This is a genomic window from Collinsella sp. SGI.180 (assembly GCF_050313455.1).
GTDB lineage: Bacteria > Actinomycetota > Coriobacteriia > Coriobacteriales > Coriobacteriaceae > Collinsella.
The window spans coordinates 94705-119799 of the sequence record NZ_JBNPLL010000003.1 but is presented as its reverse complement, the minus strand read 5'-3'; the positions used below and the strand labels follow the sequence as shown (position 1 = coordinate 119799).

The window sequence follows — 25095 nt, the reverse complement described above, 5'->3', positions numbered from 1 at the left end:
TCGCCGGGCAGTCGCGTTTTTCCGCGGCCGCCCGGCTTTCTTTTTGCCCAAAAGTAGCTAATTTGGGACGGGGCTTTTTTAGCTACTACCTACCGTTCGCCGAACATCGCGATTTATAGCTCCCAGTACGTTTTTTTTCTACTCTGGCTCGGGTAACGTAATTGTTATCTGTAGAGGAGGGGATGCGTATGACTCGGACTGCGCGAGAAATCTCTGTATATGGTTTTTACCATGTCGTCCAAAAGGGATGTGCCGACCAACTCATATTTGAGGATGACGAAGATCGGCTCTATCTGATTCGGCTGATTGCTTCGAAATGCCAGAAGTTTAAAGTGGATGTCATCGCGTGGTGCCTTATGGATAACCATATTCATCTTCTGCTTGACGACGAGCATGTTCATCTGAGCGATTGCATGCATTCGATTACGACGGCGTATGCCATGTATTTCAACTCAAAGACAGGCAGGAAGGGGCCTGTTTTCCAGGATCGATTTAAGAGTGTGCCGATCCTCGATGATGATCAGCTGCTCAACTGCGTGAGATACATTCACGACAACCCCGCGAAGGCGAGGATTGGGACCGCTTCGCTGTATCGATGGAGCAGCTTTCGCGAGTATATGGGATATCCGGGTATCTGCAAAACGGATTGTGTTCTCGGGTTGCTTGGTGACTCTCAGAGATTTTTTGCCTTCAGCACCTCGGGTGAGCCCAATCGCTATTGCTTCCGTGACGGCGCTCATGTGAGCGACACAGATGCGCTGGAGTTTGCGCAGGCTCTTCTTAAGCCGTACGAGCCTCATCACCTTAAGGCTTTGCCAAAGGGGGCGCGCGATGCCTGCATTCGTACTTTGAAGAGCGAGGGCTTTTCGATTAAACAGATCGTCCGCCTTACGGGCATTGGACGCTGCACCATACAAAAGGTCAAAGTCAAAAAATAGCTCATTTTGGACGAGGTCTGTGTTGTGACCGCGTCAGGTATGGGTTGGGCAGCTAATTTGGGACGGGGCTATTTTAGCTAACCCTACAAATCGGTTGAGTTTCATTCCGGCCCCGGGTGATTCGCTGCCAGCTGAAGGGTAGCTAAAAAAGCCCCGTCCCAAATTGACTACTTAGTGGGAGGAGAAGCGTGATTGGCGGCCGAAGGATAGGGCGGTGTCGCCGAATTTGTCTCGGACCGCGTCGATGGCGACGGAGAGGTCACGGCGGTCGCTGGATTGGGCTCCGCGGTCGTCGACTTCGCAAAACAGGTCGGTCTGTATGCCGCCTTGATGATTGAAGTCACTCATGCCTATGCCGGCAAGGCGTACATGCATTCCTTCCTGCCAGATGTTGTCGAGCAACTCGATCGCTACCGCCACAAAGATGTTCTCGTCGTCGGTGGGATGGGGGAGTCGTCGCTGTGCCGAGCGACCGCTGCCGTACGAGTACTTAAGTTTGAGCGTCACCGTGGTGCCGGTAAGCCCCTGGCGGCGCAGGCGACGTCCGACGGATTCGCCCAATAGTGCAATCGCCGCTTCGATGTCCCCGCGCTCGGTCAAATCTTTCGCAAAGGTGCGCTCATTGCTTACCGACTTGACCTCACGCTCTTCATCGAGGCTCGTGACTTCGGAAACCTCGAGCCCCAACGCACGCTGGCGCATGCGCTCGCCGTTAACGCCAAAAATCGCAGACAGTGTGGATTCCGGTGCGCGAGACAGCTCGCCCAGCGTGTAAATCCGCATGCGGCGCAGCCGCTCCTCGGCCGAGCGCCCGATACCGCTCATGGCAGAAACAGGTAACGGTGCCAGAAAACGCTGCTCAGTTCCCGGGCGTACGACCGTAAGCCCAAACGGCTTGTCTCGCTCGCTTGCAATCTTGGCTACCGTTTTGTTGCAACCGACGCCGATGGAGCAGGTCACCCCCAGTGCCGCCACGCGATCGCTGATGCGTCGTACGACGAGCAGTGGGTCCTCGGGCGCAAAGCGGCCCGGCGTGATGTCGATAAAGGCCTCGTCGATGGACACGCGCTCTACGCGCGGTGTCTCGTCGGCAAGAATATTCATGACCTGTGCGCTGACCTCGTGGTAGCGATCGAAATGCCCGTGTGTCCAAATGGCCTGCGGACATAGGCGGCGTGCCTCGGCCGAGGGCATGGCGGAGTGCACGCCAAAGCGACGTGCCTCGTATGAGCAGGTGGAGACGACGCCGCGAGATTCGGCGTCTCCGCCCACGATAAGCGGCTTGCCGCGCCACTCGGGATGATCGAGCATCTCCACACTCGCAAAAAACGCATCGAGATCCATCAGACCCACCGCCGGACCCGTCCAGGGCGGCGGCGTGACGCCCGCAGTATCCTCATAACCGTATGTATGTTCGCATCTTTTCATGGCATGAGTATACCGCGCAGCTCATGTGGGGTGCGTGGATGTGCTTGCAAATCGCGAATTCTTGTCTAAGATATGGATTTGCCTTCGACTACACCGAAGAAGTTGGTCTCACGGACTTCACCTGCCCGCGTCGATGGCGTATTATGTTCAACTGTTTGTTTGTAGTTGCAGCCTAAAGCTGCTTGGTTGGAGGAGTTTCCTTTGGCAGTCAAGATTCGCCTTGCTCGTCACGGCGCTAAGAAGCGTCCGTACTACCGTGTCGTCGTCGCCGATTCCCGCGCCCCGCGTGACGGTCGTATCATCGAGGAGGTTGGCCGCTACAATCCGATGACCGCCCCCAAGACCATCAACCTCGATCTCGAGAAGATTGCTGACTGGCAGTCCAAGGGCGCTCAGCTCACCGACGCTGTCGCCGCCCTGGTCAAGGCCGCCAACGAGGGCGAGAAGACCGAGACCGTCGTCAAGAAGTCCAAGAAGCAGCTCGCCAAAGAGGCCGAGGCCGCTAAGGCTGCCGCTGAGGCCGCTGAGGCCGCTGAGGGCGCCGAGGAGTAAATCGTGCCTGAGGTTGACGCTGCACAGCTCGAGGGTGAGGCAATGCTCTCAGATCGCATCGCCGATCTCGTCGAATATCTCGTTGTTCAGATCGTCGACGACCCGGATTCCGTGAGCCTGGAAGTTATCGATGGCGACGATGCCTCAACTATTGAGGTTTCGGTCGCCGAGGATGACGTAGCTAAGGTCATTGGCCGTCGCGGCCGTACCATCAAGGCCATTCGCACGCTCGCCCGTGCACTGGCCGCTCGCCTCGACACTTCCGTCGAGGTAGAGGTTCTGGGCTAGGACCTTGAGGTCCCAGTACAAAAACATCGCCCGTGTGGTTAAGCCGCATGGAAGGAAGGGGGAGGTCCTCGCGCAGCCGCTGCGGGGGCTTCCTTCTGTATTGGAGCCGGGTATGCGTGTCGCCCTGACGCCACCGGCGCTCAAGCGTGACCGCTTTTGCACGGTTACATCCGTTACCGATACGGGCGATGGCGATCTGGTTTCGTTTGAGGGCATTGACGACTTGACGGCCGCCGAGGGCATCACGGGTTGTTTCGTTCTGGCGAACCGTGATGACTTTGAGCTCGATTCACTCGATGCCGCCTATACCGACCTTATGGGTCGCGAGGTGGTTGACGAGCGCTTTGGGTCGCTCGGAATGATCGTTGAGATTATGTCGACGCCCGCCAACGACGTTTGGGTTGTCGAGGGTGATCGGTACGGCGAGGTGCTGATTCCCGTGATCGAGCAAGTTGTGCTCGATCTTCCCGATCGGGGAGCGATATCCGTCCACGTTATGGACGGCTTGATCGATATGGACAAGTAGGGAGGACAACATGCTGATCGAGACCCTTTCGGTCTTTCCCGAGATGTTTGAACCCGTCATGTCCACATCGATCTTGGGCCGTGCCCGCAAGGCCGGCCTTTTTGATTTTAAGGCGTATAACCTGCGCGACTGGACGCACGATCGCCACCGTACCGTCGATGACGAGCCGTACGGCGGCGGGCAGGGCATGCTCATGAAGGTCGAGCCTATTGCCGAGGCAATCGAGGCCATTAGCTCTGAGGGTCCCAAGCCCACCGTGGTGTTCTTTACGCCCTGCGGTGAGCCTTTTACGCAGCATGTAGCCGAGCGCCTGCTCCAAAGCGAGCGCCTGCTGTTTGTGTGCAGCCGCTACGAGGGTGTCGATGAGCGCGCGTATGCCTATGCCGACGAGCGCCTGTCGATCGGCGACTATGTGCTCACGGGCGGCGAGCTGCCTGCTATGGTCGTTGCTGACGCCGTCGTGCGTCTGATTCCCGGCGCGCTTGGTGACGAGATGAGCAACGTTGACGAATCATTCTCGACCGCCGAGGACGGAGGCCTGCTCGAGTACGCGCAGTACACCCGCCCCGCCGAGTTTAACGGCGAGGGCGTGCCTCCCGTGCTTGTAAGTGGTGACCACGCCAAGGTTGACGCTTGGCGCCGCAAGAACGCCATCGAGCGCACCTGTCGCTGGCGTCCCGACTTAATTGAGACGGCGCGGCTTACGCCTAAGGAACGCGCGTATGCGCAGGAGATTTTGGACGCTTCGTATTCGCAGAGCGAGGAGTGAGAATGGTTCCGTCGCAGCATTCCATGCTAAAGGGCGCGTTTGAGTGGGTCGTGGTCGTCGCAATCGCGCTCGTGGCCACCTTCTTGATTCGCACCTTTGTGGTCGAGCCCTTTGTGGTTCCCACCGGTTCCATGGAGCCCACGATTGAGATTGGCGACCAGATCCTGGCGCAAAAGGTGACGCTTGAGCTCGGCCAGCCTGTCAAACAGGGCGATATTGTGGTGTTCCACAACCCCGATGGCACCTCTGAGCATGATGTGCTCGTTAAGCGCGTTATCGCTACGGCCGGCCAGACGGTCAACCTGCAGGACGGCAAGGTGGTCGTTGACGGCCAAGCGCTCGACGAGGACTATACGACAGGCATGAGCTGGCCACTGTCGGTCCAGGCGCCTGGTGCTCAGGTGAGCTATCCCTACACCGTCCCTGATGGGTGCGTGTGGGTGATGGGCGACAACCGCGAGAACTCAGCCGACTCACGCTACTTTGGTCCGGTCGACCGTTCGGACCTGATCGCCGTGGCGCTCGTGCGTTACTGGCCGCTCAACCGTCTGGGCGCTATTGACTAAAAACCGCTATAGTACAGTACCTAACCGTGTAATCGTTTCGACGAGGGGATATTAGAGGCATGAACGCTTCATCGCTTTCCTTCCAAGACATCATCCTGCGCCTCCAGCAGTACTGGGGCGAGCAGGGCTGCGTCATTATGCAGCCCTATGACTCCGAGGTCGGTGCCGGTACCTTCCATACCGCGACCACGCTGCGCTCGCTCGGTCCTGCCGAGTGGCGCACCTGCTATGCGCAGCCCTGCCGCCGTCCCGCCGACGGCCGCTACGGCGAGAACCCCAACCGCATGCAGCACTACTATCAGTTCCAGGTGCTCATCAAGCCTTCTCCGGTCAACGCCCAGGAGCTTTACCTGGGGTCTCTTGCCGCCATTGGCCTGGACCCCAACGACCATGACGTTCGTTTTGTCGAGGACGACTGGGAGAGCCCGACGCTCGGCGCCTGGGGCCTTGGCTGGGAGGTCTGGCTCAACGGCATGGAGGTCACGCAGTTTACGTACTTCCAGCAGGTGGGCGGCATCGAGGTCGACCCCGTGCCCGTCGAGATCACCTACGGCCTGGAGCGCATCGCAATGTACGCCCAGGGTGTCAACTCCGTCTATGACCTGGTGTGGAGCTATTTGCCCGACGGCACGCCCATGACCTACGGTGACGTGTTCCTGGAGAACGAGCGCGAGTTTAGCGCCTACAATTTTGAGGTCGCTAACGTCGAGATGATGCGTCAGAAGTTTGACGACTACGAGGCCGAGTGCCACTCCTGTCTGGAGCGCAAGCTGCCGCTGCCCGCATACGACTGCGTCATGAAGTGCAGCCATGCCTTCAACCTGCTCGATGCCCGCGGCGCCCTGTCCGCAGTCGAGCGCGCCAACTACATCCTGCGCGTCCGCGCCGTCGCCAAGGCGTGCTGCGAGGCCTATATGGCCGAGGTCGCCGGAGTTAACGAGAATGCCGACCAGGAAGGCGAGGTGGCGTAAGCCATGGCAGACGCTAAGGATTTCCTGTTTGAGATCGGTACGGAGGAAATGCCCTCCGCACCGCTGAACAATGCCGTCAAGCAGCTTGGCGATATGATCGCCAAGGGCCTCGACGAGGCCGGTCTGGCCCATGGCGAGGTCCGCGTGATCTCGAGCCCGCGTCGTCTGGCTGCGCTCGTGACCAACGTCGCCACCGCTACCGATGAGGTCCACGAGGTCAAGCGCGGCCCTGCGGCAAACATTGCCTTCGATGCCGACGGCAACGCCACCAAGGCCGCCCAGGGCTTCGCCCGCAAGTGCGGTGTGGCTGCCGAGGACCTGATCCGTCGTGAGGATACCGACGGTCGCGAGTACGTATTCGCCGAGAAGAACATTCCCTCCGTGCCGGCTACCCCTATCCTGACGGCCCTGTGCGAGAAGACGATCGCAGGCCTGCAGTGGCCCAACTACCGCAGCCAGCGCTGGGGCCACGAGCACGCCACGTTTGTGCGTCCAGTCCGTTGGATCTGCTGCCTTCTGGGCGAGGACGTTGTGCCCGTGACGTTTGCCGATGTGACGAGCGGCAACACCACGCGCGGACATCGCGTGCTGGGCGCCGGTGACCATGTTGTCGCCAGCCCCGCCGTCTACGAGCAGGTGCTCGAGGACGCCGGCGTGCTCTCTGCCGAGCGTCGTCGTGAGGCCATCCTTGCCGGTATTGCCGAGGTCGAGGCCGCTCGCCCTGGCTGCCATGTCGACACGCCCAAGAAGGTTTTCGAGGAGGTCATTAACCTCTGCGAGTGGCCGACGGTGCTCGTCGGTACCTTCGACGAGGAGTTCCTCAAGGTCCCGCACGAGATCATCTGCGAGTCCATGCTCACCAACCAGCGCTACTTCCCGATCTATGACGGCGAGGGCAAGCTCACGCGTGAGTTCGTGGTCGTCTCCAACAGCAAGCCCGAGAATGCCGATCGTGTGATCGACGGCAACGAGCGCGTCGTGCGCGCCCGTCTGGACGATGCCAAGTTCTTCTACGAGGAGGACCTGAAGATCTCCCTCGACGAGTTCCGTGAGCGTCTGGCCAAGGTTGCCTTCCAGGAGAAGCTCGGCAGCGTGCTCGCCAAGTCCGAGCGCATTGAGCAGCTCGCGCTCGCTATTGCCCGCGAGGCCCATCTGGGCGCCCACCTCGCTGCCGATGCCGCTCGTGCCGCGCACCTGTGCAAGGCCGACCTGGTTTCCAACGCCGTCGTCGAGTTTACGAGCCAGCAGGGCGTGATGGGTGGCTATTACGCGACTGCGATGGGGGAGAACGACGAGGTCGCCCACGCCATTCGCGATCACTATCGTCCCCGCTTTGCCGGCGATGAGCTGCCCGAGGGCACCGCTGGCTGCATCGTGGCCTGTGCCGACAAGCTCGATACCATTGCCGGTATCTTTGCCATCGGTGAGCCCCCGACCGGCTCTTCCGACCCCTACGCGCTGCGTCGCGCCGCTATCGGCATTATCAACATCCTGCGCGATCGTCTGCCGATCGACCCCACGACGCTCATCGACTTTGCCCTTGAGCTCTATAGCGAGCAGGGCATCGAGTTCGACGCCGCCGAGGTCGCCCAGCAGGTCCGTGACTTCTTCCACGGCCGTCTGGTGAGCATGGCCCGCGACGAGAAGATTCCGGCGGATACCGTCGCCGCCGTCTCCGCGGTGCACATCATCGCTCCGTCCGTCTTCTTCGCCCGCTGCGCCGCGCTCGACGAGGCTCGTAAGAACGATGCCGAGACCTTCGACAACCTGGCTACTGCCTATGCCCGCGCCGCGCACATCTCCAAGCCCAAGCTGGGTATGGAGTACGATCGCAGCCTGATGGGTGAGGCCGAGCTCGCGCTCGCCGATGCCTCCGAGGCTGCTCAGACCGCTGTCGATGGCGCCCTTGCTGCCGAGGATTACCCGGCCGCATTTGCCGCCCTTGCCGCCCTGCGTGCCCCCATCGACCGCTTCTTCGACGAGGTTATGGTCATGGACAAGGACGAGCAGCTCCGCGATAATCGCCTTAAGCTGCTCAACCGCTTCGAGGCCGTTTTCTCTGGCATCGCCAACATCGGTGAGCTTGCCCGCAAAAAGTAAGCCAGCCTGCGCATAAGCGCAAAAGGAGCCCCGCATGGATTGCCCGGTCACCGCACGTCCCACCGTTATCGTTATCTCCGACTCGCTCGGTGATACCGCTTGTGAGGTGGTGCTTGCGGCGTCCGGGCAATTTGATGAAGGGGCTTTTCGTCTCTTGCGCTTGCCCAAAGTGAACTCGGTGGAGCAGGTCAAGTCGTTTGTGGGCCCGCGCGTCGATGCGGACCATCGTGATATCGCCGTGTTCCACACTATCGTCGATCCGGCGCTTCGCGCCCGCGTGCTCGATTACCTGGGTATGCTGCATATTCGCTCTGTCGACCTGATCGGTCCGACCCTTGCCGTGCTGTCGTCGCTCATCGGTGTGCCGCCCAAGGGCGTTGCGGGCGTTATTCACAAAACGGATGACCGCTATTTCCACCGCATTGAGGCTATGGAGTATTTCGTTGAGCACGATGACGGGCGCGGTTGCGACGACCTTTCGGGGGCCGATATCGTGCTGCTGGGCGTGTCGCGTACGTCCAAAACGCCGCTGTCGATGTATTTGGCCTATCAGGGTTACAAGGTCGCAAACGTTCCGCTGGCGCACGGCATGGAGCCGCCGAAGTCGATTTACGAGGTCGACCCGATGCGCCTGTTCGGCCTGATTTCGACCGTTGACGTAATTTCTGAGATTCGCGACAGCCGCTTGGGCGATGACTACGCCCGCGCCGTCGCCGGCTCCTATGCCGAGCCCGAGAGTGTGCGCAGCGAGCTTGAGGAAGCCCGTGCCCTCATGAAGCGCCTAGGCTGCTTTGTGGTGCGTACCGACGGTAAGGCGATTGAGGAGAGTGCATCCGAGATCATCGGTCATTTGGAGGAAATCCAAGAAGCTCGAGCCCGTCGTGCCGCTCGCCGAGCCCAACAAAAGTAGCTAATTTGGGACGGGGCTTTTTTAGCTACCCCGGCTGAGGCCGCGAGCTTTTTGGCCGATTGCCGACGGGGTAGCTAAAAAAGCCCCGTCCCAAATTAGCTACTTATGGTAAAGCGATTTAGCAAAGTTCTTTTAGTTAACCTGCAAGTCTCGTACACTGGTATCTTCATAAGGTAACCACCTTTATCTACCGTTTACCGTCAGTTTTACCACGTTTACCAAACCTCGCACCCTCTACGCAAGCACTTCCAATACCCGCCGTATAGTACCCTCACGGCTCGCATCCGGTGGGTCGATTCGTTAACACGGTCGTGCGCGACAGCGCATGGAAGGGGAGTATCGTGAGCGATTGCAAGAGGGTTTACCGTTTTGGAACCGACGCCCAGGGCACCTGTGTCACTGAGGGCAACAAGTCCATGAACTTCGTGCTTGGCGGCAAGGGTGCAAATCTTGCCGAGATGAGCCGCATCGGCCTGCCGGTTCCCGGTGGCTTTACCATTACCTGCCAAACCTGTGTCGAGTACTCCGGCGCCGGCAACGTGTGGCCCGAAGGCGCACTCGATGAGATCGTTGCCGCCGAGGCCGATCTCGAGGCCCGCTGCGGCAAGAAGCTTGGTGACGCATCCGACCCGCTGCTCGTGTCGGTTCGCTCGGGTGCTCCGTTCTCCATGCCCGGCATGATGGACACGGTCCTCAACTTGGGCCTTAACGACGACTCCGTTCTGGGCCTCATTGCCCAGACGCAAAACCCGCGTTTTGCCTGGGATAGCTACCGCCGCTTTATCCAGATGTTCTCCAACGTCGTTATGGGTGTCGATGCCGACTTGTTTGAGAACGCCCTGACCCAGGCTCGCTTGGTCGCCGGCGTTCGCGTCGATTCCGAGCTTTCGGCCGAGGACCTGCAGGAGCTCGTCGAGACCTTCAAGGGCATCTTCTCCGAGAACGTCGAGGCTGCCCTGTATCCCGAGCTCGAGGTTGTCGACGGCAAGCCCGTCTTCCCGCGCGATCCGGAGCTCCAGCTGCGCCTTGCCATCCAGGCCGTCTTTGGCAGCTGGATGAACGAGCGCGCCTGCATCTACCGCAAACAACATGGCATTTCCGACGAGCTCGGTACCGCCGTCAACGTTCAGGCCATGGCTTTTGGCAACAAAGGCGAGACCTCTGCGACCGGCGTCGCCTTTACGCGCAATCCGGCCGATGGCACCAAGGAGTTCTACGGTGACTTTTTGGTTAACGCCCAGGGTGAGGACGTCGTCGCCGGCATCCGCAACACTGAGCCCATCGCCGACCTCAAGACCACCCCGGGCCTCGAGTCCGCTGGTGAGGAGCTCGAGCGCGTTTTCCTGACGCTCGAGGATCATTACCGCGATATGTGCGATATCGAATTCACCATCGAGCAGGGTAAACTTTGGATGCTTCAGACCCGCGTGGGCAAGCGCACCGCTACCGCCGCGCTGCGCATCGCTATCGAGATGGTCGAGGAGGGCCTCATCACCCGCGAGGAGGCCGTGAGTCGCATCGATCCCGCGCAGCTCGACCAGCTTCTGCATCCGCAGTTCGACTCCTCCAAGAAGTACGAGGCCCTGGCCTGCGGCCTTAACGCCAGCCCCGGCGCCGCCGTGGGCGAGGTCGTGTTCTCGAGCGACGATGCCGTCGCGCGCGCCAACGAGGGCCACAAGGTCATTCTGGTTCGCTGGGAGACCAACCCCGATGACTTGAAGGGCATGGTCGCTGCCGAGGGCATCCTTACCAGCCACGGCGGCAAGACGAGCCATGCCGCCGTTATCGCCCGCGGTATGGGTACGCCCTGTGTCTGCGGCGTTGAGCGCTTCCATATTGACGCCGCCGAGAAGGTCGTGCGCATCGAGGGCAGCGATCGTGTGCTGCACGAGGGCGACATCATCTCCATCGACGGCACCCAGGGTATCGTCGTCGATGGCGCCGTCGATCTGGTCTCCGCCGAGCTCACCGGCGACCTGGACACCATTCTGTCCTGGGCAGACGAGATTCGCCTGGACGAGACCGACGGTCACGCCAACCACGTGCGCGTCAACGCCGACAACCCCGAGGATGCCGCGCTCGCACTCGAGTTTGGCGCCGAGGCCATCGGCCTGTGCCGCACCGAGCACATGTTCCTGGGCGACCGCAAGAACATCATCCAGAGTTTTATCCTGTCCGACGACGAGGCCGTGAAGCAGCAGGCCCTGGCCGACCTGCTCAAGGTTCAGACCGAGGACTTTCTGGCGATGTTTAAGACCATGTCCGGTCGCGATGTGGTCGTTCGCCTGCTCGATCCGCCGCTGCATGAGTTCCTGGATAATCCTCGCGAGCTCGAGGTCGCCATCACCAAGAAGGAAGCCGCCGGCGCCAGCGAGGAAGAGCTTGCCACCCTGCGTGCCCGCCTGCGTCGAATCGACGGCATGGTTGAGTCCAACCCGATGCTCGGCTTGCGCGGTGTGCGCCTGTCCGTTGTCTTTGGCGATCTGCCGCTCATGCAGGTTCGCGCCGTCGCCACGGCTGCCGCCCGCCTTATCAAGGAGGGCGTCGACCCGCGCCCCGAGATTATGGTCCCGCTCGTTTCCATCACAGCCGAGCATGTCCAGACCCGCGAGGTCATCGAGCGCGTGATCGCCGAGGTATCCGCCGAGGAGGGCGTCGAGCTCAATATTCCCGTGGGCACGATGCTCGAGCTGCCGCGCGCCTGCATGGTCGCCGACGAGATCGCCCACCATGCCGACTTCTTCTGCTTTGGCACCAACGACCTCACCCAGACAACCTTCGGCTTCTCGCGCGACGACGCCGAGGCCAAGTTCATCCCGCTGTATATGCACAAGAAGATCCTGAAGGATAATCCCTTCGAGACCATCGACGCGGCGGTGCTCGAGCTGGTGCGTATGGCCGTCGAGAAGGGTCGCGCCGCCAACCCCGATATGCACTTTGGCGTGTGCGGCGAGCACGGTGGCGACCCCAAGTCCATCAAGGGCCTGTTCAACGTGGCCGATGTGGACTACGTGTCCTGCTCGCCCTATCGCGTACCCCTCGCACGACTGGCTGCCGCCCAGGCCAAGCTCGAGGCCAAGCGTTCCGCTTAACTGAGTCGCGTTCCGTTTGCGCCTCTTACGCCCCCCTTCGCGCCGCCGCACCCCCTGTGGACGCGGCGGCGTTTTATATTGATTCTATTGGTTCAATACATTGGCAACTGACGGGAGGACTGCGATGAAAAACCTCACCAGGTATTTGCAACGAGCGCGTCGGGGAGCACAGATGACCCTGTGCTGGGTGGTCGTTGCGGTCACGGCGCTTTGCGGGATGCCGACGGCCGGTTTTGCCCTTCAGGATGAATCGCGCGACAAGCTTTATGGCGACGTGGTCAACCCGCTCACCATTACGGTCAATGATCGCGACTGCACGTTTGTAGATATCGATGACGGCAAGCTCGAGGGCCGTACCTCGATGTACGACAACGTCTCGTTCTATACGGCCGCCGTCAAAAAGGTGTTGCCCAACTGGGCATCGCTTGCCTATAACATCCTTGGCTATGGTGGAGGCGACGACTCCGGGGACTTTTTGTACTGGGACCACGCCGGCAAGGGCTTTGAGAAGGACTTCGGTAAGGGTCACTACATCTATCTGTATGATGCGCTTTCGGGCGGCAACGGTGAGCATTCCGACGGCGCCGACAAATCGAAACAGAGTGGTCTGACATCGGCAAAAAGCCTCAAAGCTGTCTACGATCGCTTGACCGACGATATCGCCGGCTGTATCGGTCACAAGCTGACGGGCTCCGATTTCCGTGAAAACGTGCCGCTCGACGGACTGTCGAAAGACACGACTGAGCAGGACGTCATCTATGCCACCATTGCTTGTGTCGACAAGCTCGGCGGCACCTATCAGTATGATTTCAATGGCTTTGGCATCGCGTTCTATAACTTTAGAGTTCAGCAGCTCAACAGCATGAACAAGCTTAACTGCGCGCCCGAGGACGCGCCGGGCTATTCCTTTGTCGATTCTAAGACTGAGCAGGAGCTCGTTACCTCGGCACTTAACGTCGGCTATGAGGACGCCTCGCAGAGCATCACGCTCGCCCGCGGTACCGAGGAGACGGTCGGCACGAGCACTTCTGAATCCTCATCGTATTCCAAAGGCGGCTCGTGGGGCGCATCGGTGAGCCTCAAGGAGTCGCTGGGCGTGCCCGCAACAGCGAGCGAGGAGATCGAGACTTCGTTTTCGGCCGAAACCACGATGTCCCAGTTGTGGGAGGCGAGCAAGACCGAGGAACAGTCGATCACCACAACGGACAATCAGTCGGTCACCGTCGATATGACGATCCCTGCGCACACGCAGGTCAATAGCAAGCAGACGAGTTCTACCACGACGCTGTCCGAGGACTATGACCAGCCGGTGGGCGTGACGTTCGACGTGATTATCTTTAACATGAACGGCGAGTGCTACGACGACAACGCCGCCGTGCAGGAGTTCCATACCGCCGGTTATGACCAGCGCTCGTTCTACACCACCTTTGGCGATCAGTCGACCGACGCCGTGCAGAACCTGTTCCTGCGCTCAATCGCCCATCGTGGCGACGACGGCTACGATACCACCGCCGGAAACGTTACGAGCTGGTCGCATCGCACCAACAACCACATGGTGCGCGCCATCGATTGGAATTCTGTCCTGGCCGATCGCGAGGTGCCTTCGCGCAACGGCGGCGCCCCGCGCACGTGCAATGTGCTCAACGACATGGCAGCCACCTACCCCATGTCCATTACGGGTTCCAATCTGTCGTTTGAGTCGGTGACGGTCGATACGCAGTTGGGTACGCCGCAGCCCATTAAGCCCATTTCCAAGATTCTCGTATCGCTGCAGACCGATAAGACCCGAAGGCTTACGGTGGGAGACGAAGACCCCATCTCTTCCTATCGCGTGCGTGCAAGGGACGAGGACGATGTTGACTATTACGGCTTTGTGAAGTCGTCGGGCGACTGGCGCGTGGTCGATAAAAACGGCAAGAAATGCAAGTCCGACGTCATCGAGATCCAGACCGATCCTGTCACCCACGAGCAAGTCGTGGTGGGTAAAAAGGCCGGCACCGCCTACGTAAAGTACTTTATCCCCGAGGACACCTATGTGGACGTTAACGGGCATGTTTCGACCAATGACGAGATCGACGCCGCGGCCTACAAATATAAGGTAAGCGACGTGGCGCCCGAGTCGTTTAACGGCAGCATCAAACTCGAGGGCTCGGCACAGACCGTCGTCGGAGTCGAGGAGAATCTCAACGGCATCGACGGCCTAACGGCTACGGTCTATGACACGACGGGCAAGGAAGTCGATAGGGTCTGCAGCTGGGAGGCCCAGGAGCTCGAGAGCAAGGGCATTTCGGTCGCGACGGACGGCACGATGACCATCTCGCAACCGGGCACCTTCCATGTTCGCGCCTTTATTGACGGCGTGTATTCCGATTGGGCCGAGGTCATCGCCGCACCCGCACCGGTCGACCCGATGACGACCGTGGTCGAGACACCGGTGAGCGTTACGTCCGTTTCTTCGGGGGATTCTTCGGCAACGACGGATAGCGCGGCTCCTGCCCAGGGAGAGCAGGCGGCTTCCGATGCGAACGCGGCCGAGCCTGCTCCGGCGAGCGACGATGCCACTGCAGTGACTGACGACACCGCGCCCGCTGCCGCAAAAGATGCCTCGCCGATTCCTACGGGCCTCGTTACCGTTTTGACCGATATCTGCCGCTACGGCATCGATCACGGCCTCATCGGCACATCAAACAAGGAAGAGATGACCAAGCAGGACTTCGACATCTTAGGCATCCTGTACCTGATGGCAGACAGCCAGGATCTGGTGCCCCAAGCCGCCGAGGATGCGATGAATGAATGGGCTCATGACAACTATAATGACGAAGAGCTTGCCACCTGGAAGCAGCATGCGCTTTCGGTGCTGCTCGAATACGGTTATATCGCGCCCGGAACGACCGTGACGACGCCGACGACTGATGCTGTGGACGGCGCATAAGTGCAGAAAGAGTGCGTGTTTTTGTCTTTTTGCGCACGGGCAAAATAGTTCTTGCAGCCAAGGTCGTGGCGTGTATACTCGAATACGTTTGTTCAACTACGTGCCGGCCAAGGTGGTACGGCACCTCTAGAAGAGTAAGGAATTGCACATGGATTACATCCGCGCAATCGAGCGTCAGCAGATCCGCGAGGACATTCCTCAGGTTCGCGTCGCCGACAACGTCAAGGTTCACTACCGCATTAAGGAAGGCGACCGCGAGCGTATCCAGGTTTTCCAGGGTGACGTTATCCGCATGGCCGGCGCCGGTGCCCGTGAGACCTTCACCGTCCGCAAGATTTCCTTCGGTGTCGGTGTTGAGCGTACCTTCCCGCTTCACAGCCCCAAGATCGCCAAGCTCGAGGTCGTCCGTCATGGTCGCGTCCGTCGCGCCAAGCTGTACTACCTCCGCGACAAGGTGGGCAAGGCTGCTCGCATCCCCGAGAAGCGCTAAGAAGATCGCAGCGTCGGTCCACTCGTTTGGACACAAGGGTCACCTTCGGGTGGCCCTTCTTTTTATCTGATTTCCATGCAAGGAGGGCCTGGTATGGCCAATATGACGAGCTCGATTTCGGCATCGCAGGTTGCCGGCGAGCTGGCGAGTGCCACGTTCGAGGAGATTCCCGCCCTCGTGGAGCACTATCGCGAGGATCCGCGCCAGCAGGTGATCAAGGCTTGCGAACGCGCACTTAAGCGCCATGCCAAGGAACTTTCCGAGCGCGAGCGCGTCAACGGCATGTACGAGCTTATGCATGAGCTCGGCGGCGATGGCGTGGTCGTTGGTGTTGACGAGGTGGGGCGCGGCTCTGTCGCCGGCCCGTTGACGGTCTGCGCTGTCTGCCTTCCCATGGAGCCGCGCGTTTGGGGCATTAACGATTCCAAAAAGCTCACGCCTGCCCGTCGTGAGCTGCTCTCGGTGCAGATTGCCGAGGTGGCTACGGCCATTGGTTTTTGCCATATCGCGCCTGCGGACATCGATGAGATGGGCATGGCCCGCGCCATCCGCGCTGCCGTCGCGGGTGCGGTGGCCGATACGGGGCTCGAGCCCGATTGCGTGCTTATGGACGGCAACCCTTTGGGCGCCGTCCCCAACGAGCGCGATGTGGTCAAGGGAGATGCCAAAATCGCCTGCATCGCCGCTGCTTCCATTCTGGCCAAGGTCGCGCGTGACGAGATGATGGTCGAGTACGATGCCGAGTATCCCGAATATCATCTTGCTGAGTCAAAGGGCTATGCGAGCCCCGAGCACATTGAGGCTATTCGTAAACATGGCCTTTCTCCGTTGCATCGTGTGAGCTTCTGCGGAAATTTTTTGCAGACGGAGCGTCTTTTTTAAGGCAAATATGGAGACAGGGACTTCTGGGATTTTATAAACCAGCTGGTGGGGACCGCATGCAACGCAATTGTTGCATGCGGTCCCTTTTTTGTTTGTTTTTTGTTGGACTTTGGTTTTCTTTTGGTACTTACCCGCAAGAAAGGCGGCCCCATGATCGGGTCAATATCGTGCGCGGGAAAGGAGACCCCATGTGCGCCGCAAGTGCAAAGAGCAAGACGCAACAGCTCAAAGAGCTTTGGGAGAGCGGGGAGATTGATTGCGCGTCGATTACGCCTGGGTTCATTAAGGGCCTCAGTCCTCGAGAACTGGGCATGCTGGGCGAGCTTATTGCAATCGATTACTTTCGTGAGCGCGGTTATGCCCTCTTGGAACAGGGCTACCGGTGTCCCGAGGGCGAGGCCGATCTGGTACTGCTTGATGAACTTGATGATGTCGTGGTGATGGCTGAGATCAAGACAAGGCGCGTCGCCCTAGATTGCAACACGCGGGTCTTTCCCGAGGAGGCGGTGGACGCCCAAAAGCAGCGTCGCTACCGCCGTATCGCGAGTTGTTACCTTATGGATCACTATCCCCTTAAGGCGATTCGCTTCGACGCGGTGGGCGTTACTATCCGCGGCGGTCATATTGCGGAGATTGAGCATCAATACAACGCATTCGATTGGCAGGTATCGTGATGGCGTTTGACACCTTTGCCGTCCACGCTGCATGTATTCGTGGCGTCGAGGCGATTCCCGTCACGGTCGAGGTCTCGCTTGCCGGCGGTATTCCGGGTATCCAAATGCTTGGCATTCCAAGTATGGAGGTGATGGAGTCGCGTGGCCGCATACGCTGCGCAATGCGCTCGGCGGGATTTGAGATTCCACGAGCGGGCATTACCGTCAACTTGGCTCCGGGCGACATCCGTAAAACGGGCAGTGGTTTTGACCTGCCGATTGCCATCGCGGTACTGGCGGCCGATGGGCAGATTCCCCGCGACCATCTAGACCATTGCCTTATTGCCGGTGAGCTCGGGCTGGATGGTAGCGTGCTGCCCGTAAAAGGCGAGGTTGCGTTTCAGTTGTTGGCGCGTGATATGGGTCTGTCCTTTATCGCAGGAAGGTCGGATCAACATGTACCGCTTGCCGGTGTGGACTGTGGCTTTATCGACCATCTGTCTCAGCTCGCCCGCGGTATGGGCCAGGTGGCTCGGCATTATCTGGATTCCGAGGGTGTCGAGGCGTCGTTTGAACCAGAACTTGATTATGCCGATGTGCTGGGGCAGGAGGTTGCCAAGCGCGGCATTGCGCTCGCGGCGGCGGGGGAGCTCGGCCTGCTTATGATTGGCTCGCCGGGTTCGGGCAAGACCATGCTTGCACGCCGCATGACGGGCATCTTGCCCGAGCTTTCTCTCGAGGATCAGCAAGAGGCGCTGTGCATCCATTCCGTCTTGGGCGAGAACATCGATGGTTTGCTGGCGGGACACCGGCCGTTCCGTAGCCCCCACCACAGCATTTCGACTGCGGGCCTTATTGGCGGCGGTCGGCCGGTGCACCCGGGCGAGATTAGCCTAGCGCACGGCGGCGTGCTCTTTTTAGACGAGCTTGCCGAGTTTCCCAACAGCGTGCTGCAGACGCTTCGCCAGCCCATCGAGCGCGGCTACGTCAAGATCGTACGCGTCGATGGGACTTTCACGTTTCCCTCGCGGTTCCAGCTGCTTGCCGCGAGCAATCCCTGTCCCTGCGGCTTTTTGGGCGATCGCGAGGTACCGTGCCGCTGCTCGGCTTCGATGGTTGAGCGCTATCGGTCTAAGCTACGTGGTCCCTTGGCCGATCGTATTGACCTTATGATTGACGTGACCCGACCCGACCCGCAGGTAATTATCGAGGGCGCCGAGGGTATGTCGTCAGCTGAACTACGTGACTATGTTGTGCGGGGTCGGGCATTTCGCGCCTGGCGCGAGTCCCGTATGGACGATGCAGATGCCGAGGCCGAGGACGATGAGTCACGTTCCATCGACGGCGTCGTTTCGACCTTTGCGCTCGATGGGGCAGCGGAAAAGTGCGTGCTCGGCCTGTCGAGGCGCACACATCTCACAGGGCGCGGCATCGTGCGCTTGGTGCGTATCGCGCGCACGATTGCCGATGTCGCCGAAAGTGAGCGGGTAACCCAAGACCACGTGCTCGAGGCGGCGATGTACCAGGGGAGGAGGGACCAGTAATGCCCGAGGAGACTTTTGAGCTGCATCCCGGTGATGCGTTGTATCCAGCTACCGTTTTGGAGCTCTCCGATGTACCCCAGACGCTTTATGTGCGTGGCGATCCCGCCGCACTGTCGACGCCCGCGCTCTCCATCATCGGCGCTCGCAAGGCCTCGCCGTACGGCCTTGCCGTGGCAGAGCTGGCCGCGAAAGTTGCGGTCGAGGCGGGGGTGACGGTGGTCTCGGGCGGTGCGGTCGGCTGCGACCAGGCCTCGGGTTGGGCCGCGGTCAACGCTGGTGGCAGGCACGTCGTGGTGTTGGGTACGGGCGCCGACGTGGTTTACCCGCGTTCGAGTGCAGGGCTCATCGCGCGCACGATCGATACGGGCGGCGCGGTCGTGTCCATCTCGCCTTGGGGTATGGGGCCACGCAAGTTTGCCTTTCCGCGGCGTAACCGGGTGATTGCCGCGCTTTCGCAGGCGCTGTTCGTGTCGGAGGCCGGCATGCCCTCGGGCACGTTCTCGACAGCGGAGGCCGCCATGGACCTGGGGCGCGAACTGCTCGCGGTACCGGGCTCCATTTTGTCACCAGAGTCGCGTGGGACCAACTACCTCATCGCCAACGGGGCATGCTGCATTGTTGACGAGGAGTCTATTGAGATGGCCATCTCGCGAATATACGGCACCCTGCGCTATTCGCGTCCCGATGCGCCCGGTATCGCCGATCTGGACCCCACGCAGCAGGCCGTGATGCACGCGCTCATTGCCTCGCCGCTTAAGGTCGATGACATTGCCGCGCTCGTCTCCCTCGATGCCGTCGGCGTGCTCAAACTCCTGGGCTCACTCGAGCTCGAGGGACTCATCGAGCGCATGATGGATGGAAGGTATGCGCCCTCAAAGTTTGCGCTTCACGCTCAGACGCCCTTCGGTCACAATGGAAAGCGTGTCAATTAGAAAGGTGTTTGCAGATGCTGTTTGATCAAGTGACGGTTATCGGTGGCGGTCTGGCGGGATCGGAATGCGCGATTCAGCTGGCAGATCGCGGGTTTGCCGTAAAGCTGTGCGAGATGCGGCCGCTGGTGACCTCTCCTGCCCACCATACCGATCACTTGGCGGAGCTCGTCTGCTCCAATTCGTTTAAGTCGACCCGACCCGATTCCGCCGCCGGCCTGTTGAAGGCCGAACTCGAGCGTATGGGTTCGGTGCTGCTCGACTGCGCTCATCGCGCTGCCGTTCCCGCTGGTGGCGCCTTGGCGGTCGACCGTGTTAAATTCTCCGAGCTCGTCGAGGCCGAGGTTGCCGCCCGTCCCAATATCGAGGTCGTTCACGGCGAGGTCACCCAGATTCCCGAGGGCCATGTGGTTATCGCCGCGGGTCCCTTGTGCTCGCCGGCGTTGAGCGGGGAGGTCATGAAGCTCGTCGGTGGTGATTCCCTGGCGTTTTTTGACGCCGCGGCCCCGATTGTCGATGCCTCGACGCTCGATATGGATGTGCTGTTCTCGCAGTCGCGCTACGAGGAGCAGGGGAGTGGCGACTATCTCAATGCCCCGCTCAACAAGGAGGAGTACGAGGCCTTTATCGAGGCGCTTACCACGGCCGATCGCGTGGTGCTCAAGGACTTTGAGGGCGGGGACCTCTTCCAGGCCTGTCAGCCAGCCGAGGAGGTTGCGCGCACGGGCAAGGATGCCATCCGCTTTGGCGCTATGAAGCCCGTCGGGCTCACCGACCCGCGCACCGGTCGCCGTCCCTGGGCGGCGATTCAGCTGCGCGCCGAGAACAAGGAGAAGACCGCCTATAACCTGGTTGGTTTTCAGACCAACCTGACCTTCGGCGAGCAGAAGCGCGTTTTTCATATGGTTCCCGGTCTGGAGAATGCCGAGTTCTTCCGCTATGGCGTCATGCATCGCAATACCTTTGTCGATGCTCCCCATGTGCTCGATGGGACCTTCGCCGTACCCGGCACGGGCGTGCGCCTTGCCGGACAGATTACCGGTACGGAGGGTTACATGGAAGCGGTCGCGACGGGTCTCCTCGCTGCGCTCAATACCTATGCCGAGGCTATCGAGGTTGCTCCTGTCGAGCTGCCGCGCGTGGGCGCTCTCGGCGCGCTCGTGGGCTATGCGACCGATCCTGCTACGGTCGGATATCAGCCCATGCATGTTAATTTTGGCCTGGTGCCTCCCCTCGAGGACGGTAAACGCCGCAGCAAACGTGAGCGCTATCAGGCCTATGCGGATCGCGCCCTTAAGGCCCTGGATTCCTATCTGGAATCGCGCTCCGACCTGTTTGGGGGCGACCGGCCATAGCCTTTGACCTGTACGGTGCCGTCGACTCGTTCATAGCCTATATTGCACGCGTCGAGGGGCTTTCTTCTAACACTGTTATTGCTTACGGCTCTCGTCTGGAGCGTTTTGCCGCTTGGTGCGAGCGTGGGGATATCGATGCACGCACGGCGGACGTGCGTACCGTTCGCATGTATCTGGCGGAGCTGTCGCGCGAGCAGCTGGCGCCCAGGACGATTGCGGCGCACCTGTCTGCCATTCGTTCGTTCTATCGATGGATGGCTGCCGAGGGTCTTATCGATGGAGACGCTGTCTCTGCGATTGCCTCGCCCAAGCTTCCACGCGATTTGCCCGGAGTGCTGACCACCCAGCAGGTTAAGGCACTGCTTGCAGCGCCAGACGTTTCAACGCCTGCGGGACTGCGCGATGCGGCGATGCTCGAATTGCTCTATGCATCTGGGGCTCGCATCTCTGAGCTTGCGGCACTCAATGTTGAGTCCATTGCTTGGTCCGAGCGAACGCTGCGGCTTTGGGGTAAGGGGAGCAAGGAGCGTATCGTGCCCCTGTATCGGCGTGCTCTCGATGTGACCCGCCGCTATATTGAGGAAGGAAGACCGTTGCTTCTTGCTCAGGCAAAGCGTGGCGACGGTACGAACGGTGTGCATCCGCTGTTTATCTCGGCACGCGGCAACCGTATGAGCGCCGCCATGCTTAGGCGACGGTTTCATATGTTGGCGACGCTTGCGGGTATCCCTTCCGATATCGCCCCGCATGCGATGCGCCATACTTTTGCGACCGATTTGCTCGAGGGCGGAGCGGACTTGCGCTCTGTCCAGGAGTTGCTGGGGCATGCAAGCTTGTCCACCACGCAGATTTATACGCATCTCACGCCCGATCGGCTCAAACGCGCCGTTACCCAAGCTCTTCCGCGCGGCGAATAAGGCAGGAGATGGGTTCTATCCAATCGATCGCGCGTCCGTGTGTGTGGTTTTGATTTCGGGTTGGCAGAAAGATGTAATCCTGCTATCATTCATCGGGTTGCTTCACGGCAACAGGTTTTTATCACGCACGCGCGGCTACTTCATACCGTGGTGCCCGGGCTTTGGTAGCACATGTCCGGGTTGGTTTTGGAGGATGACCCCGCGCGGAGGCAAACCACAGGAGGTTTAACATGGCTACCAAGATTAATATCCGCACCCTGCTCGAGGCCGGCTGCCACTTCGGTCACCAGACCCGTCGCTGGAACCCCAAGATGAAGCCGTTCATCTTCGGTGAGCGCAACGGCATCTACATCCTCGACCTCAAGCAGACCATTCTTGACGCCGACCAGGCTTACACCTTCGTCAAGAACGTTGCCAAGGGTGGCAACGTGCTGTTCGTCGGCACCAAGAAGCAGGCTCAGGAGGCCGTCAAGAACGCCGCTGAGCGCGCCAACATGCCTTACATCAACCAGCGTTGGCTCGGCGGCATGCTGACCAACTTCGTCACCATCCGCTCCCGCATCAACCGCATGGAGGAGCTCGAGGCCATGGTCGAGGACGGCCGCATGGCTGTTCTTCCCAAGAAGGAGCAGGCTGTTCTGGGTAAGGAGCTCGCTAAGCTCCAGACCAACCTCGGTGGCGCCCGCGACATGAAGGGTCTGCCCCAGGCTCTCTTCGTCATCGACACCAAGCGCGAGGAGAACGCCATCAAGGAGGCCCAGCGCCTGAACATCCCCGTCGTCGCTCTGATCGATACCAACTCCGATCCCGACGAGGTCGAGTACGGCATCCCCTGCAACGATGACGCCATCTCCGCTGTCACCCTTATGTGCGAGCTCATGGCCGACGCTTGCCTCGCTGGCTCCGGCAAGGAGCAGGTCTCCGAGGCCGAGATGGCCGCTGAGCCCAAGGCCGAGTAAATCAGTCCTAATTAAGTCTTTTTCATCTCTTTGAAAGGAACCACAATGGCCCAGATTACCGCCGCTATGGTCAAGCAGCTCCGCGAGATGACCGACTCCCCGATGATGGAGTGCAAGAAGGCTCTCGTCGAGGCTGACGGTGACATGGACGCCGCTGTTGACGTTCTGCGTAAGAACGGCCTCGCTAAGGCTGCCAAGAAGGCTGGCCGCGAGACCAACGAGGGCGCTGTCGCCGCGTTCGTCTCCGAGGATGGCAAGACCGGCGCTCTGCTCGAGCTCTCCTGCGAGACCGACTTCGTCGGCTCCAACGCCAAGTTCACCGGCTTTGCTTCCAAGGTCGCCGAGGTTGTCGCCACCACCGAGCCGGCCGATGTCGACGCTCTGCTCGAGAAGCCGATGGGCGAGGAGACCGTTTCCTCCGAGCTCACCGAGATGATTCACATCATGGGCGAGAACATGAAGATCTCTCGCTTCGCCGCCCGCAAGGCCGAGAACGGCGCTCTCGCTTCTTACATCCACATGGGTGGTAAGATCGGCGTTCTCGTCGAGTTTGCTTTCGAGAAGGCTGAGACCGCTCAGGCTGAGTCCTTCAAGACCTTTGCCCACGACGTTGCCCTTCAGGTTGCCGCTGTCGCTCCGATCTGCGCTACCCGCGATCAGGTTCCGGCCGAGACCGTCGAGCATGAGAAGCAGATTTACATGGCTCAGGCTGCCGAGTCCGGCAAGCCCGAGGCCATCCAGGAGAAGATGGCTGTTGGCCGTCTGGAGAAGTTCTACAAGCAGTCCGTGCTCACCGAGCAGGAGTTCATCAAGGACAGCTCCCTCACCATCAAGAAGTACGCTGAGCAGGTCTCCAAGGAGCTCGGCGATACCATTACCGTCGTTGCCTTCGACCGTCTGGTCCGTGGCGAGTAAATAAGCTCTTGTAGCTGGTAATGAGCAGGCTGTGGGTTTTACTCACAGCCTGCTTTTTCATGGCTCTAAGCAGAGCCTTTGATATCATATTGAGAGTCTAATTAAAGGAGGATCGCTTTGTCCGACATCCGATATAAACGCGTGCTTTTGAAGCTTTCCGGCGAAGCACTGATGGGCGATGGCCACTATGGCATCGACCCCAAGATTACCGACCATCTTGCCAAGCAGGTCAAGGAGCTGCTTGCCGTTGGCCATGAGGTCGGCATCGTTGTCGGCGGCGGCAATATTTTCCGCGGCATGGCTGGAGCTGCCGGCGGTATGGAGCGTGCTCAGGCCGATTACATGGGCATGCTTGCAACCGTTATGAACGCGCTCGCCCTGCAGGATGCCTTCGAGCATAACGATGTTCCCTGCCGCGTTATGAGTGCCATCCAGATGAACGAGATTTGCGAGCCCTATATTCGTCGTCGCGCCATCAATCACCTGTCCAAGGGCAATGTCGTTATCTTCGCGGCCGGCTCGGGCAATCCGTACTTTACGACTGACACCGCCGCGGCCCTTCGCGCCTGCGAGATCGGTGCGGAGATTCTGATTAAGGCCACCAAGGTCGACGGTATCTACGACAAAGATCCCGTCAAGTGCGCCGATGCCGTCCGCTTTGACAAGATCACCTATCACGAGGTGCTCGTCCGCGGCCTGCAGGTTATGGATTCCACGGCTACGGCCCTGTGCCAGGATAACCGTATGCCCATTTTGGTCCTCAACATCGATGGCGAGGACAACGTCAAGCGCGCGCTTTCGGGTGAGCCCGTCGGCACGCTCGTCTATCAGGAGGATTAAGCATGGCAGAGAACATCACCGCCCACATGGACAAGTCGCTCGAGTCCCTCAAGCATAACTTCTCCAAGGTCCGTACCGGCCGAGCCAACGCTAACATTCTGTCCGACATCACCGTCGATTATTACGGTGTTCCCACGCCGGTCACGCAGGTTGCCGCCGTAAAGACCCCCGAGGCCCACATGCTGCTCATCGAGCCGTGGGATAAGGCGCTTATCAACGCCATCGTCAAGGCCATCGGCGCTTCCGATCTGGGTATTACCCCCAACTCCGATGGCACCGTTGTTCGTCTTCCGTTCCCGGCTCCCACCGAGGAGCGCCGTCGCGAGCTCGTCAAGGAGTGCCGCGAGTACGCCGAGCAGGCCAAGGTGTCTATCCGTAACATCCGTCGCGACTTTAACAACAAGCTCGAACGCGATGAGGAGCTCACCGAGGACGATGTCCGTCGCGAACAGGCCAAGGTGCAGAAGCATACCGACGAGTATGTCGCCAAGGTCGAGGAGCTTCTGAAGGAAAAAGAAGCCGAGGTCATGGAGATCTAA

Annotated in this window: 23 protein-coding genes; 22 read left to right on the top strand and 1 reads right to left on the bottom strand. The window is 60.0% G+C overall.

The features are described from left to right. Positions 1-188: 188 nt before the first annotated feature. The gene (locus ACQRAP_RS02330) at positions 189-938 is read left to right on the top strand and encodes a transposase (protein WP_427794792.1); all 750 of its coding nucleotides are present in this window, start codon (positions 189-191) and stop codon (positions 936-938) included. Positions 939-1109: 171 nt separating this feature from the next. On the opposite strand, the gene dinB is transcribed toward ACQRAP_RS02330, so the two are convergent. Then, complete coding sequence (gene dinB / locus ACQRAP_RS02325; RefSeq protein WP_427794791.1) at positions 1110-2366, bottom strand: DNA polymerase IV; 1257 nt, start codon at positions 2364-2366, stop codon at positions 1110-1112. A 201-nt stretch (positions 2367-2567) separates the two neighbouring features. On the opposite strand from dinB, the gene rpsP reads away from it, so the two are divergent. From rpsP to frr, 21 genes are all read left to right on the top strand, one after another. Continuing rightward, entirely contained in the window at positions 2568-2918 is a 351-nt protein-coding gene (gene rpsP / locus ACQRAP_RS02320) for a 30S ribosomal protein S16 (RefSeq protein ID WP_427717582.1), read from the top strand. Positions 2919-2960: 42 nt separating this feature from the next. Beyond that, positions 2961-3206: a KH domain-containing protein gene (locus ACQRAP_RS02315; RefSeq protein WP_154516529.1), complete on the top strand. Its 246-nt coding sequence runs from the start codon at positions 2961-2963 to the stop codon at positions 3204-3206. Between the two features lie 34 nt (positions 3207-3240). After that, complete coding sequence (gene rimM, locus ACQRAP_RS02310; RefSeq protein ID WP_427794827.1) at positions 3241-3732, top strand: ribosome maturation factor RimM; 492 nt, start codon at positions 3241-3243, stop codon at positions 3730-3732. Positions 3733-3742: 10 nt separating this feature from the next. Further along, complete coding sequence (gene trmD / locus ACQRAP_RS02305) at positions 3743-4501, top strand: tRNA (guanosine(37)-N1)-methyltransferase TrmD (protein ID WP_427747915.1); 759 nt, start codon at positions 3743-3745, stop codon at positions 4499-4501. Positions 4502-4503: 2 nt separating this feature from the next. Then, a complete protein-coding gene (gene lepB, locus ACQRAP_RS02300) occupies positions 4504-5067 on the top strand; it encodes a signal peptidase I (RefSeq protein ID WP_427794790.1) in 564 nt (187 codons plus the stop codon). Between the two features lie 59 nt (positions 5068-5126). After that, positions 5127-6038, top strand: a complete 912-nt coding sequence (locus tag ACQRAP_RS02295; RefSeq protein WP_006236091.1) for a glycine--tRNA ligase subunit alpha — start codon at positions 5127-5129, stop codon at positions 6036-6038. 3 nt (positions 6039-6041) lie between these two features. Further along, positions 6042-8138, top strand: a complete 2097-nt coding sequence (gene glyS / locus ACQRAP_RS02290) for a glycine--tRNA ligase subunit beta (protein WP_427747917.1) — start codon at positions 6042-6044, stop codon at positions 8136-8138. 34 nt (positions 8139-8172) lie between these two features. Further along, positions 8173-9048: a pyruvate, water dikinase regulatory protein gene (locus ACQRAP_RS02285; RefSeq protein WP_154516238.1), complete on the top strand. Its 876-nt coding sequence runs from the start codon at positions 8173-8175 to the stop codon at positions 9046-9048. A 341-nt stretch (positions 9049-9389) separates the two neighbouring features. Next, the gene (gene ppdK / locus ACQRAP_RS02280; RefSeq protein ID WP_427794789.1) at positions 9390-12140 is read left to right on the top strand and encodes a pyruvate, phosphate dikinase; all 2751 of its coding nucleotides are present in this window, start codon (positions 9390-9392) and stop codon (positions 12138-12140) included. A 172-nt stretch (positions 12141-12312) separates the two neighbouring features. Continuing rightward, entirely contained in the window at positions 12313-15072 is a 2760-nt protein-coding gene (locus ACQRAP_RS02275) for a hypothetical protein (protein ID WP_427794788.1), read from the top strand. Positions 15073-15220: 148 nt separating this feature from the next. Beyond that, the gene (rplS, locus tag ACQRAP_RS02270; RefSeq protein WP_117583231.1) at positions 15221-15562 is read left to right on the top strand and encodes a 50S ribosomal protein L19; all 342 of its coding nucleotides are present in this window, start codon (positions 15221-15223) and stop codon (positions 15560-15562) included. Between the two features lie 93 nt (positions 15563-15655). Next, positions 15656-16444 carry a ribonuclease HII gene (locus ACQRAP_RS02265; RefSeq protein WP_427794787.1) on the top strand — a complete coding sequence of 263 codons (789 nt, stop codon included), beginning with the start codon at positions 15656-15658 and terminating at the stop codon, positions 16442-16444. Between the two features lie 188 nt (positions 16445-16632). After that, positions 16633-17118, top strand: coding sequence for a YraN family protein (locus ACQRAP_RS02260; RefSeq protein ID WP_154516246.1), 486 nt, complete (start codon positions 16633-16635; stop codon positions 17116-17118). Next, entirely contained in the window at positions 17118-18641 is a 1524-nt protein-coding gene (locus ACQRAP_RS02255) for a YifB family Mg chelatase-like AAA ATPase (protein ID WP_427747921.1), read from the top strand. The genes ACQRAP_RS02260 and ACQRAP_RS02255 overlap by 1 nt, the downstream gene beginning before the upstream one ends. Continuing rightward, on the top strand, positions 18641-19573 hold the full coding sequence (locus ACQRAP_RS02250; RefSeq protein ID WP_427747922.1) for a DNA-processing protein DprA: 933 nt from the start codon (positions 18641-18643) through the stop codon (positions 19571-19573). Before ACQRAP_RS02255 ends, ACQRAP_RS02250 begins: the two co-directional genes overlap by 1 nt. A 14-nt stretch (positions 19574-19587) precedes the next feature. Further along, entirely contained in the window at positions 19588-20925 is a 1338-nt protein-coding gene (gene trmFO, locus ACQRAP_RS02245; RefSeq protein ID WP_427717560.1) for a methylenetetrahydrofolate--tRNA-(uracil(54)-C(5))-methyltransferase (FADH(2)-oxidizing) TrmFO, read from the top strand. Next, positions 20889-21842, top strand: coding sequence for a tyrosine recombinase (locus ACQRAP_RS02240; protein WP_427794826.1), 954 nt, complete (start codon positions 20889-20891; stop codon positions 21840-21842). The genes trmFO and ACQRAP_RS02240 overlap by 37 nt, the downstream gene beginning before the upstream one ends. 230 nt (positions 21843-22072) lie before the next feature. Then, positions 22073-22801 (top strand): 30S ribosomal protein S2, encoded by a 729-nt coding sequence (gene rpsB / locus ACQRAP_RS02235; protein WP_055285135.1) that lies wholly within the window; start codon positions 22073-22075, stop codon positions 22799-22801. Positions 22802-22846: 45 nt separating this feature from the next. Continuing rightward, positions 22847-23716, top strand: a complete 870-nt coding sequence (gene tsf / locus ACQRAP_RS02230) for a translation elongation factor Ts (RefSeq protein ID WP_022094736.1) — start codon at positions 22847-22849, stop codon at positions 23714-23716. Positions 23717-23833: 117 nt separating this feature from the next. Beyond that, entirely contained in the window at positions 23834-24556 is a 723-nt protein-coding gene (gene pyrH, locus ACQRAP_RS02225; protein WP_154516255.1) for a UMP kinase, read from the top strand. Positions 24557-24558: 2 nt separating this feature from the next. Continuing rightward, a complete protein-coding gene (frr, locus tag ACQRAP_RS02220) occupies positions 24559-25095 on the top strand; it encodes a ribosome recycling factor (protein WP_006236112.1) in 537 nt (178 codons plus the stop codon).